The sequence below is a fragment of the Aquimarina discodermiae genome, assembly GCF_040786235.1.
In the GTDB taxonomy this organism is placed as follows: domain Bacteria; phylum Bacteroidota; class Bacteroidia; order Flavobacteriales; family Flavobacteriaceae; genus Aquimarina.
In genome coordinates this window covers 19,222-31,497 of sequence record NZ_JBFMKP010000027.1, presented here as the reverse complement: position 1 = coordinate 31,497, position 12,276 = coordinate 19,222, and the positions used below count along the sequence as shown (strand labels likewise).

Genomic DNA, 12,276 nt, shown 5'->3' with positions numbered 1-12,276 from the left:
CTGTAATGATAAAAGATAAATGACGAATATTTTATGATCAGATGACTGGATGATACACCTAAAATATGCACATGATTTGAAATGAAATGATGTATCTATAGTTACAACTCACAGATTGTTATAACTTTGTACCCAGAATCGGTATAGAATGAAAAAAGAATTTCTTAATTACTCTTTTATAATTATTGGTTGTGCCCTAATGGCATTTGGGGTTGTAGGTTTTTTAAGCCCTAATAGTATTGCAATGGGTGGTACAGGGGGATTGGCGATTATTTTTAATCATCTATTTAGTATCTCTATAGGTATTCTATTTGCGATTATAAACATCCCGATATTAGTGATAAGTATAAAGTATTTAGGAAAATATTTCGCCATAAAAAGTACGATAGCGATCATATTGATTAGTTTGTTTATAGATGTGCTTTCTCAATTTGTTGGTCTACATGCTTTAAGTAATGAACCTTTACTAGCCACCTTGTATGGTGGAGTTTCTGTAGGAACCGGAATTGGTTTTATTTTTAAAGGAGGTGGTTCTGCTGGAGGAGGAACTATTATTGCCAGAATTATTACTTCAAAAACTTCATTAAAAACAGGAACAGTTATTCTTATCTTAGATGCAATTGTGATTGTGGCTACTGGTATTGTTTTTAAGAATGTCGAATTAGCATTATGGAGTATGATTAGCATATTTACCACTACAAAAATGGTAGATGTAGTATTAACGGGGCGTCCTAATGGACGAATTGTTCATATTTCCTCATGCAATAACCTAGAGAGAATTGGTTTATTAATCAATGAAAAAATTGGTGTAAATGGTATGTTGGTAAACGGTAATAACCTAAGTCTTACTAAAGAGAAATATGTTATTTTTGTGACGGTGCCGGCCAACAGACTCAATGCTTTACGACAATTGATTAATGCAGAAGATACTACTGCAAAAATGATCGTAATGGAGGCATCAGAAATGTTGGGGACTAAGTTTTTGGATTAACCTTTTAAAATTAAGGTATCCATTTTTTTATCTATAACAATTTGAAAAATATTTTGGGTCTTCCAATTCTTTTTCAAAACTCTTTCTAGGTAAAGGAAACATTAAAACTTGTATATTTTGTTGTATATGAATAACTTAATTGTTTATTTTGCAACCTTTTAATAGTCTAGATTATATAGTCTATTATCTAAAAATGATATCTCTTAAAACCTAAAAGTATCGTGAATTATATATGTTTTTGGAATATTATAATAAATATGTAATTCCTCGATAGGACCAATAAAAAATTGTTTTACATGTTTAGTATTAATTTCTATTCGTTATAGAAATTAATACTATAAATAAAGTCTAATGGGGAAAAAACTAGTTTGTATTTGTTTTCTTGTTTTTTTGGGGAATCAATTTCTGACCGCGCAGGCAGACCATATTAGTTGGGAGTTTAGAGGAGGAAAACTTTTAAGAAATATAGATGGGACCTCTACAGGCCCTGGGCCCGAACCAGCAGGACTTGATGTTGCTGAAATACCTAATTTACCCAGAAGTTTTGGTCGTTTACGTTCAGCTGTTTTAGGTGATTTGGACGGAGATAATGATCTAGATTTTATTTCAGGAAGTCAAGCTGGTAATATACACTATTTTGAGAATAATGGAACAACAACAGCTCCAAATTGGGTAGCCGCTTCTATTCCGACTATAGATACTATTTGGATTCATAAACCTTTAACCAGTAGAAACCAAAACAGACCACAATTAGTAGATATTGATAATGATGATGATTTAGACCTATTTATTGGCACTGACTATGACTATGAAGGAGATCGTGATAACGATATTCTTTTTTATAGAAATGTCGGAACTCCACAAGTTCCCATATTCGAATTTGTTCCCGAGTGTCTTCCTGGCTTAAAAAATAAAGAAATTGCAGAATATCCTGGAATGGGTTTTGTAGACCTCGATAATGATACTGATCTTGATTTGGTTTGTCTTGGTAGTGATAAACTTACATATTTTAAAAATATTGGAAATATAAATAACCCTATTTTCGAACTCCAATCGGAAATGAATAGTCCCTGGGATGATGAAGATGCATATTCAAATATGGATGTCCCTATACCCGTATTTGAAGATTTTGATAAAGACGGAGATTATGATATGTTTTTTATGATTGATACCGGATTTGTTAGATGGATAGAAAATATTGGTACGCCTACGAATCCAGATTTTGGAAATGGTCCGCAAAAACTATTTAATGGAGAACTAACTAATGGTGAAATAGGGAGTTATCCTACTATTGATTTTGGCGATGTTGATGGCGATGGTTTAAAAGATGCAATTTTAGGAAGTTTTAATATACCTCGATTTGCTTGGTTTAGACAGGTCCCTATTTGTATAACCCCATCAACACCAACACTATATGCAACTGCGGTTACCTGTGAAGGGGAAACATCTACCATTACGATCTCAGGAACTTTAAATATTGCAAAAAGTTGGAGGGTCTATTCTGATTCTTGTGGAGGAACACTTATTGGAAGTATTTCAACTAATGGAGGTACTTTGGAAGTCACACCCAATGCTCCTGGTTCTACATACTATATTCGCGCAGAAGATGGTGATTTATTATCGTGCATAGATGAGTCTTCGGCAACTTGTGAAACAATTTTTATTCCTGTAAGTACAGTAGATGATGCAGGTTTTAGCTATGCTGATAGTTTATACTGTAAAGATCAAAGCAATCCTACACCTACCATAACTGGTTTGGCTGGAGGAACTTTTAGTGCTGCTTCTGGATTAAGTATTGATGAGGATACGGGTACAATTGATATCAACGCCAGTACACCTGGATTATATACAGTTACTTATACTACAGTAGGAACATGTCCAAATTCTAGTGATGTTACTATCACTATTACAGCTTTGGATGATGCAGGTTTTAGCTATGCTGATAGTTTATACTGTAAAGATCAAAGCAATCCTACACCTACCATAACTGGTTTAAGTGGCGGAACTTTTAGCACTGCTTCAGGATTAAGTATTGATAGTGATACGGGTACAATTGATATTAATGCCAGTACACCTGGATTATATACAGTTACTTATACCACCGCAGGAACATGTCCAAATGCTAGTGATGTTACTATCACTATTACAGCTTTGGATGATGCAGGTTTTAGCTATGCTGATGGTTTATACTGTAAAGATCAAAGCAATCCTACACCTACCATAACTGGTTTGAGTGGCGGAACTTTTAGTGCTGCTTCAGGATTAAGTATTGATGAGGATACGGGTACAATTGATATTAATGCCAGTACACCTGGATTATATACGGTTACTTATACCACCGCAGGAACATGTCCAAATTCTAGTGATGTTACTATCACTATTACAGCTTTAGATGATGCAGGTTTTAGCTATGCTAATAGTTTATACTGTAAAGATCAAAGCAATCCTACACCTACCATAACTGGTTTGAGTGGAGGAACTTTTAGCGCTGCTTCAGGATTAAGTATTGATAGTGATACGGGTACAATTGATATCAACGCCAGTACACCTGGATTATATACGGTTACTTATACCACCGCAGGAACATGTCCAAATTCTAGTGATGTTATTATCACTATTACAGCTTTAGATGATGCAGGTTTTAGCTATGCTGATAGTTTATACTGTAAAGATCAAAGCAATCCTACACCTACCATAACTGGTTTGGCTGGAGGAGCTTTTAGTGCTGCTTCAGGATTAAGTATTGATAGTGATACGGGTACAATTGATATTAATGCCAGTACACCTGGATTATATACGGTTACTTATACCACCGCAGGAACATGTCCAAATGCTAGTAATGTTGCTATTACTATTACAGCTTTAGATGATGCAGGTTTTAGTTATGATGATGCGTTGTATTGTAAAAATCAAAATAATCCTACGCCTACCATAACTGGTTTAAGTGGCGGAACTTTTAGCACTGCTTCAGGATTAAGTATTGATAGTGATACGGGTACAATTGATATCAACGCCAGTACACCTGGATTATATACAGTTACTTATACCACCGCAGGAACATGTCCAAATTCTAGTGATGTTGCTATCACTATTACAGCTTTGGATGATGCAGGTTTTAGCTATGCTGATAGTTTATACTGTAAAGATCAAAGCAATCCTACACCTACCATAACTGGTTTGAGTGGCGGAACTTTTAGTGCTGCTTCAGGATTAAGTATTGATGAGGATACGGGTACAATTGATATCAACGCCAGTACACCTGGATTATATACGGTTACTTATACTACAGTAGGAACATGTCCAAATTCTAGTGATGTTACTATCACTATTACAGCTTTGGATGATGCAGGTTTTAGCTATGCTGATAGTTTATACTGTAAAGATCAAAGCAATCCTACACCTACCATAACTGGTTTAAGTGGCGGAACTTTTAGCGCTGCTTCAGGATTAAGTATTGATAGTGATACCGGTACAATTGATATCAATGCCAGTACACCTGGATTATATACAGTTACTTATACCACCGCAGGAACATGTCCAAATGCTAGTGATGTTGCTATCACTATTACAGCTTTGGATGATGCAGGTTTTAGCTATGCTGATAGTTTATACTGTAAAGATCAAAGCAATCCTACACCTACCATAACTGGTTTGGCTGGAGGAGCTTTTAGTGCTGCTTCAGGATTAAGTATTGATGAGGATACGGGTACAATTGATATCAACGCCAGTACACCTGGATTATATACAGTTACTTATACCACCGCAGGAACATGTCCAAATTCTAGTGATGTTACTATCACTATTACAGCTTTGGATGATGCAGGTTTTAGCTATGCTGATAGTTTATACTGTAAAGATCAAAGCAATCCTACACCTACCATAACTGGTTTGAGTGGAGGAACTTTTAGTGCTGCTTTAGGCTTAAGTATTGATGAGGATACGGGTACAATTGATATCAACGCCAGTATACCTGGATTATATACGGTTACTTATACCACCGCAGGAACATGTCCAAATGCTAGTGATGTTACTATCACTATTACAGCTTTGGATGATGCAGGTTTTAGTTATGCTGATAGTTTATACTGTAAAGATCAAAGCAATCCTACACCTACCATAACTGGTTTGAGTGGCGGAACTTTTAGCACTGCTTCAGGATTAAGTATTGATGAGGATACAGGTACAATTGATATCAACGCCAGTACACCTGGATTATATACAGTTACTTATACCACCGCAGGAACATGTCCAAATTCTAGTGATGTTACTATCACTATTACAGCTTTGGATGATGCAGGTTTTAGTTATGATGATGCGTTGTATTGTAAAGATCAAAGCAATCCAACACCTACCATAACTGGTTTGAGTGGCGGAACTTTTAGCGCTGCTTCAGGATTAAGTATTGATGAGGATACGGGTACAATTGATATTAATGCCAGTACACCTGGATTATATACGGTTACTTATACCACCGCAGGAACATGTCCAAATTCTAGTGATGTTACTATCACTATTACAGCTTTGGATGATGCAGGTTTTAGCTATGCTGATGGTTTATACTGTAAAGATCAAAGCAATCCTACACCTACCATAACTGGTTTAAGTGGCGGAACTTTTAGTGCCGCTTCAGGATTAAGTATTGATGAGGATACGGGTACAATTGATATTAATGCCAGTACACCTGGATTATATACGGTTACTTATACCACCGCAGGAACATGTCCAAATTCTAGTGATGTTACTATCACTATTACAGCTTTGGATGATGCAGGTTTTAGCTATGCTGATAGTTTATACTGTAAAGATCAAAGCAATCCTACACCTACCATAACTGGTTTGGCTGGAGGAACTTTTAGTGCTGCTTCAGGATTAAGTATTGATAGTGATACAGGTACAATTGATATTAATGCCAGTACACCTGGATTATATACGGTTACTTATACCACCGCAGGAACATGTCCAAATTCTAGTGATGTTACTATCACTATTACAGCTTTGGATGATGCAGGTTTTAGCTATGCTAATAGTTTATACTGTAAAGATCAAAGCAATCCTACACCTACCATAATTGGTTTGGCTGGGGGAACTTTTAGTGCTGCTTCAGGCTTAAGTATTGATGAGGATACGGGTACAATTGATATCAACGCCAGTACACCTGGATTATATACGGTTACTTATACCACCGCAGGAACATGTCCAAATTCTAGTGATGTAACCATACATGTTATGGAATTAGTAACAACTATAACAAGAAATTTTTTAACACTTTCTGTACCTGCTTTGCCTGAAGCAAATTATCAATGGTATGATTGTGAAGAAGATCATCTTATTGTTGGAGAAACAAATCCATCATATACCGTTACTCAAAATGGTTCTTTTGCAGTAATGGTAACTGTAAACGGATGTACAAAAAAATCTTCTTGTTTCGATATTAAGGATTTCAATTCTAGTCTGTATAATTTAAATACTTTAAAAGTGTATCCAAATCCAACAAGTGAAATGGTTAACATTACGTTGGATAATTTACAAAGGGTTACTATATATAACAATCATGGTAGAATTGTATTGCTTACTTTTCAAAATAGTTTTTCTATTTCTCAACTACAATCTGGTATCTATTTTGTTGAAATTAAAACTAACAAAGGCACTACGATCAAAAAAATAGTAAAAAAATAATCGGATATTGATTAATGCAGAAGATACTACTGCAAAAATGATTGTAATGGAGGCATCAGAGATGTTGGGGACTAAGTTTTTGGATTAGAGTTTTAAAGAGATGATCTAATAACCTGAGTTCGATTGTTAAGACAGACAAATTTGATTTGTGTTTTTTTAGGTAGGAAACTATATGCAATAAGCCCCGCCTATTATGTTGCTAAGAAAATTACCGAAGCTTCTATGTCTTGAATCCTCTACTTGACAAATATTTTTGAGTTCATCATTTACGGTTTCAATCACAGAACGTTTCCTAAGCAGTATTTTGTCAGAAAGTGTCATCAGACAGTTTTTCATATTATTTTTGATATGTGTAATGATTTGTATTCCATCTATAAAGAGCAACTTAGCTAAATCTTTTCCCGCATACCCCTTGTCAGCAAATAGTTTTCCAAATATCTTATCCAAAAAACGTTCTTGTTTTAAAGGTGTCCTGTCATCCTCACTAGCTTGGGTAATAGTAAAAGTGAGTATCTCTCCTTTATCATTGATGATAATATGAAGTTTAAACCCATAAAACCATCCCATTGTAGATTTCCCTGTATTAGCAATCCCTTTAAATACTTTATTTCTCTTGATCCGTTTGTTTTTGCAAACTCGGATAGGAGTTGAATCTACAAAAGAAATTCCTGTACAACATCCCATACAACAAGTTTTTAAAAATAAACTCATCGCTATCAAGTTACCATACATCAATTCTGTGAACCTATTGTAGGATACTGTTTGAGGAAACTCTTCCTTCATATGCTCTTGGGCATAATAGATATAGAAGTGTTTAAAAGTTCTAAAACCTCCCAAATGAAAAAGAACCGTAATTGTAATGATTTCACTCTTAGACATCACAGAAGGGCGTTTTGTAGGATTACCAAGTAAGGCTTTATCGACTACTTGACCATATTCCTTGCAAAATTCATCAATAACACAAAATATTTCAGTAATTTTAGAATAAGAAATCATAGATAGATTTTTAGATTAATAAATTGAATTTCAGAACTTTGATTTGCTAAAAATCTATCTTTTTTGCTATAAAAAACTTACCTAAAATTAATCGAACTCAGGTTAGTAGTATTATTTGGTTATAGTAAAATGTTTAGTAATTTACTTTTTTATGACTATTTTGAAAACCATTAGAGTTTCGTAGTATGTAAGAACAATTTTAATAACTTACAACATACCTGTTCAAAGAAAAATATAGCAATCACTATGCATAAAAATCAAAAAGCAAGGTAACAATTTACTTGATATGAAACTTATAGTAAATACTGTGATAATAAAATAGGAAATGAATACGCATAGAAAAATTATAGAAGAGTTTAGATTAAATAATGATGAATCTTTATTAAATGATTTTGCATGTACTCATAATGGTAAAAATGGATATGAGTATAGTGATGATAAAAACTATAAAAAAAGAAAAAACCTGATTCTTGAATTGTATAACGATTATTCTTCTGTGGACAAACCTTTAATAAAGAATCTGTTACAAGAAGAATTAAAAGGGTTTGAATATGATATTCCTGTTTATACTATTGATTTATGCGCCTTTATGTTGTATAAACACATGGAGGTAGATGACGTTTATGATTTGTATGAGGCAAAGTTTGGAACAGGCTCTGATGCAGAAGCTTATGTCGACATAGAACTAGTTTTTGGATTGAGTAAAGAAGAAACCAAGACTTTTCTAAAAAAAGAAAAAACTCAAAAAAAACTGAACCAAGAAATACTTGCAACGATTGAATGGTACGAATCCAATCCTAAAGCAAAATTTAAAAGTAGAGAAGAATATATTAATTACTTTGAAACCATAAAAGTAAATAACATAAAGTCTGATTTAGAAGAATATTAAAGCGCTCACAACAAAATAAATTAACTTTTGTTTATTCGAGCATCGTAAATTGGAGCAATAATTTATTAGCCAATTTTCACAAAAATTAAAGTATAACAAACTGAAAAACAATATTGGAAGAACAACTAAATAACTTAAAAGATTTTTTTACCGATTTTCCTGAATATATCTATCTCATCATCGGGATCGTTTTTATCATACTATTTATTGGAGCATTAAAAAATAAGAACTGGGCGATTGATCCAGCAAGTGGAAACCAAAGAATGTTGTATCATACCTTTGGGCACAAAGCATTTAGAATAGTCATTAGTATTATTTATTTATTAGGAATAATAGCAGGATTTGGCGGTTTTTTACTTTACTACTTTCAATAATTGTTACTCATCATCAGAACCAAAATAAAAGTACTGATCAGGGATTGATCTTTTTGTTATAACATATTGAAAATGTTATGTTTAAATCTTGTTATGTGATTTAAAAATTCAGAAAATGAAAAAAGTAACATATACGTTATCTACGATATTTATTATTACTCTTGTAGCATAACTTTTCTTTTCTGAGCTTGGAGTTAAAAAATATATAAGTCCTGACGGTAATTATTCATTAGAAATCAAAGTGTAAACTTTTTAAAATAACCTCTCTGGGTGATGTTGGAAATTGTGAAGTTATAGTGGTGTTAAAAGTCAAAAAAAGGTACTATTATAAGAAAAAGCAATAACAATCCAGACTTTGGGATATTTTATGATAGCATAGTTATAAAATGGGATATACCAAATGATCTGGTTTGGTATGGTAAGGGAAAGACTATTAATCTTAAAACCGGTAAAGTAGAATGTTAACAAAGAACGTTTTAGTTAATATGAATTCTACATCATTGCTTTAAGTGCAGAAAAACTAACGTATTGTTTTAGTACTTCGAAATTTACTTATAATTATTTGTGTAACCGAATGATTACGCTTGTATTTGAAACTGTTCAGTTACGTATTATGAGAAGAGATGTATATCAAGCAATTGCAGACCCCGTTCGAAGAGAGATAATAGATTTGTTGTCTGATAAAACTCCTTCTGTTAATGAACTAGCGCACCAGTTTGAAATAAGCAGACCCGCTATATCTAAACATTTAAAAATATTGAACGAGAGTGGAGTAATTACTATTCATAAAAGTGGAAGAGAGCGTACTGCCAAATTCAGGCTCAGAATCTGATTCCTGCATTTATGTGGTTAAAACAGCATAAGAGACAATGGGAAGAGAGAATTGATTCTTTTGAAGAATATTTAATGAAACTAAAAACAAAAAACAAAGAAAATGAAGGATAGAACAGTAACTATAAAAAGAATTTTTGATGTTCCCTTAGCATTAGTTTGGACAGCATGGACAGAACCCAAGCATATTGCTAGCTGGTGGTCTACAAAAGGAATTACAACCAAAATAATTGAGCATGAATTTAAAGTAGGAGGTATATGGAAATTTGCGATGCCAATGCCCGATGGAAAAGAATTTATTGCAGAAGGAGTTTATACAGAAATTGTGAATCATAGTAAAATATATTCTAAAGCAGATTTTAAACCCATGACAGAAGGAGTAGAGATTCAGGCTTTGTTCAAGGCGGTTGTGGATAAAACAGATTTTACTTTTAATGTTATTCATCCGACTGAAGCATATCGTATCCAGCAGGAAAAAATGGGAATATTAAATGGGTGGGGTTCTGTTTTTGACAGACTTGAAGAACTTATTACAACATTTGTTATAAAATAAAATCAGATTAATTATAAAAACCAAGAACAAGCGAATAGTTTGGACAGTACTTGTAGTAAAACATAACTCTTTATAATGATAAATAACATCACAATACTATTTATCATTATTCGTGCTATGATTTCTTAACAAACTTGGTAAGAATCACAATATGTTGGCCATTTGCACGACCCTCTATTTGCTCGGCATTGTCATGAACCAAAGAAATATTTCGTACATGCGTACCTCGTTTGGCAGTAAAATTAGCACCTTTTACCTCGAGATCTTTTATCAAAACTACCGAGTCACCTGCTTGCAGTATAACCCCATTAGCGTCTAGGTGTTTAATAGCCTCTTCCTTATCATCACCATCACCAGTTGCATTGGCCCATACCATCATATCATCATCTAAATAGAGCATATCCAATAAATCCTGTGGCCACCCTTCTGATTTTAAACGATGTAACATTCTCCAGGCCATTACTTGTACCGCAGGAACTTCGCTCCACATACTATCATTAAGACAACGCCAGAAGTTGGGATCCATTTTTTCTGGATTTTCAATTTGCGTTATACAAGTTTGCGAAATTAAAATATGTGAATCGATTCCTGTTTTAGGTGATTTAGGCACTTCATAAACAACTAGGTTTTCTGATGCTCCTGATAATTCGCAAACAGATCCACTTCGTTTATGCAACTCTCTTTCAAAGCTCATAGAAACATTGTTTTAATATAATAAGATTGTAAAAGGGGATTAAAATGGCTCTCCCTTTAGCTTTTTACCTTTTTTTGTTTTTTTCGTAGTTTGAAATTGACAAACTCGACAAACAAAGAAAATGCAATTGTAAAATATAAATATCCTTTCGGAATCGTTCCTACTTCACTTTCAAATATTTTAAGATGTGATAAATGTGCTGCTTCGGCAATTAGCATAAATCCAATAAGAATTAAAAAAGCAAGTCCAAGAATTTGTACAGATGGATGTTTATTTACAAAACGACCTACCGGATTGGCAAATATCATCATAATCAAAACAGAAATAACAACTGCAATAACCATAATGATAAGTGCATCATTTGGATTATCACTTAATCCATTGGTCATACCTACGGCAGTTAATATAGAATCAAAAGAAAAAACTACATTGATCAAAGTAATCTGCAGGATAGCTTTGGACAAAGTGCTAGAACTTTTAGCTTCTATTTCTTTTTCTTCTTCTCCCTTTTCATCCACCTTTTCATGAATTTCATGAACACTTTTATATAAAAGAAATAATCCGCCCCCAAACAAAATAACTGCTTGCCCGCTAATGCCAGCCTCTATCCAGGGTAGATTAATATGCCAAAAAGGAGCTTCCATAGCCACTAATAAGGATATACCAAATAGCAAAACAATACGCATCACCATTGCCAGTAATAACCCTATGTTGGTAGCTTTTTTTTGTTGCTCACTGGGTAACTTGTTAGAGGCTAAGGAAATAAAAATAATATTATCGATCCCGAGTACAATTTCTAAGAATGTAAGTGTTAATAGAGCGACCCAAGCATCAGCCGATGTAAAAATTTCTAGCATTAGTTTATTTTTTTTGCAGTTCCACGTTGTTTTTTAGTTTCACCTACCAAGCCGTATTCGAAAGTATAAATAGTAGCATCGGTAGTTAGAATTTTCATATGTATGGCTTTTTCTTCACTCATGCTCTTAGGGTTTAATTTTTGTAGGATATACTCACAATCATTAATCCATCGAATACTAGAAGTATCACTTTTCCCTCGAAAGTAATCAATTTCTATACTGTCATTACGAACAAAAGTTGTTTTTACCAATTCAGCATCAAGAAAAGTTTCAAATTCAAAAGTACCTGTATGAAAGTTAACACAGTTACGTTCTTGTTGATAGCAACCACTTATAATGGCCGTATATAGAAATAAAAAAATAAATTTCTTGATCATGCTCTTAATTCTATCGACGAAAATAAATCTATTTCCAA

General features: G+C 33.6%; 9 protein-coding genes and 1 pseudogene. 6 read left to right on the top strand and 4 right to left on the bottom strand.

What is annotated here, in order from left to right; translation table 11 throughout:
* The first annotated feature begins 148 nt into the window (after positions 1-148).
* A complete protein-coding gene (locus ABW636_RS16950; RefSeq protein ID WP_367591257.1) occupies positions 149-991 on the top strand; it encodes a YitT family protein in 843 nt (280 codons plus the stop codon).
* A 351-nt stretch (positions 992-1,342) separates the two neighbouring features.
* Positions 1,343-6,667 carry a T9SS type A sorting domain-containing protein gene (locus ABW636_RS16945; RefSeq protein WP_367591256.1) on the top strand — a complete coding sequence of 1,775 codons (5,325 nt, stop codon included), beginning with the start codon at positions 1,343-1,345 and terminating at the stop codon, positions 6,665-6,667.
* Between the two features lie 92 nt (positions 6,668-6,759).
* Here ABW636_RS16945 and ABW636_RS16940 read toward each other — a convergent pair.
* Positions 6,760-7,663 (bottom strand): annotated as a pseudogene (locus ABW636_RS16940) (IS982 family transposase).
* A gap of 325 nt (positions 7,664-7,988) precedes the next feature.
* Between ABW636_RS16940 and ABW636_RS16935 the strand changes: the two are divergent.
* The 4 genes from ABW636_RS16935 (at position 7,989) to ABW636_RS16920 (ending at position 10,310) form a co-directional block, all read left to right on the top strand.
* Entirely contained in the window at positions 7,989-8,552 is a 564-nt protein-coding gene (locus ABW636_RS16935) for a hypothetical protein (RefSeq protein ID WP_367591255.1), read from the top strand.
* Between the two features lie 113 nt (positions 8,553-8,665).
* A complete protein-coding gene (locus ABW636_RS16930; protein ID WP_367591254.1) occupies positions 8,666-8,926 on the top strand; it encodes an immunity 17 family protein in 261 nt (86 codons plus the stop codon).
* A 574-nt stretch (positions 8,927-9,500) separates the two neighbouring features.
* Positions 9,501-9,758, top strand: coding sequence for an ArsR/SmtB family transcription factor (locus ABW636_RS16925; protein ID WP_367591253.1), 258 nt, complete (start codon positions 9,501-9,503; stop codon positions 9,756-9,758).
* A gap of 102 nt (positions 9,759-9,860) precedes the next feature.
* Entirely contained in the window at positions 9,861-10,310 is a 450-nt protein-coding gene (locus tag ABW636_RS16920) for an SRPBCC domain-containing protein (RefSeq protein WP_367591252.1), read from the top strand.
* Between the two features lie 115 nt (positions 10,311-10,425).
* Here ABW636_RS16920 and ABW636_RS16915 read toward each other — a convergent pair whose 3' ends face one another.
* The 3 genes from ABW636_RS16915 to ABW636_RS16905 are packed head-to-tail and all read right to left on the bottom strand — an operon-like array spanning position 10,426 to position 12,238.
* Positions 10,426-11,004, bottom strand: coding sequence for a PhnA domain-containing protein (locus ABW636_RS16915; protein WP_367591251.1), 579 nt, complete (start codon positions 11,002-11,004; stop codon positions 10,426-10,428).
* Between the two features lie 56 nt (positions 11,005-11,060).
* The gene (locus ABW636_RS16910) at positions 11,061-11,861 is read right to left on the bottom strand and encodes a TerC family protein (RefSeq protein ID WP_367591250.1); all 801 of its coding nucleotides are present in this window, start codon (positions 11,859-11,861) and stop codon (positions 11,061-11,063) included.
* Positions 11,861-12,238, bottom strand: a complete 378-nt coding sequence (locus ABW636_RS16905; protein ID WP_367591249.1) for a DNA topoisomerase IV — start codon at positions 12,236-12,238, stop codon at positions 11,861-11,863. Before ABW636_RS16905 ends, ABW636_RS16910 begins: the two co-directional genes overlap by 1 nt.
* Positions 12,239-12,276: the final 38 nt, after the last annotated feature.

Bases quoted from the DNA above. Each gene is read 5' to 3' on its own strand.
- ABW636_RS16950 (WP_367591257.1), top strand. From the start codon at position 149: ATGAAAAAAGAATTTCTTAATTACTCTTTTATAATTATTGGTTGTGCC.
- ABW636_RS16945 (WP_367591256.1), top strand. From the start codon at position 1,343: ATGGGGAAAAAACTAGTTTGTATTTGTTTTCTTGTTTTTTTGGGGAAT.
- ABW636_RS16935 (WP_367591255.1), top strand. From the start codon at position 7,989: ATGAATACGCATAGAAAAATTATAGAAGAGTTTAGATTAAATAATGAT.
- ABW636_RS16925 (WP_367591253.1), top strand. From the start codon at position 9,501: ATGATTACGCTTGTATTTGAAACTGTTCAGTTACGTATTATGAGAAGA.
- ABW636_RS16920 (WP_367591252.1), top strand. From the start codon at position 9,861: ATGAAGGATAGAACAGTAACTATAAAAAGAATTTTTGATGTTCCCTTA.
- ABW636_RS16915 (WP_367591251.1), bottom strand. From the start codon at position 11,004: ATGAGCTTTGAAAGAGAGTTGCATAAACGAAGTGGATCTGTTTGCGAA.
- ABW636_RS16910 (WP_367591250.1), bottom strand. From the start codon at position 11,861: ATGCTAGAAATTTTTACATCGGCTGATGCTTGGGTCGCTCTATTAACA.
- ABW636_RS16905 (WP_367591249.1), bottom strand. From the start codon at position 12,238: ATGATCAAGAAATTTATTTTTTTATTTCTATATACGGCCATTATAAGT.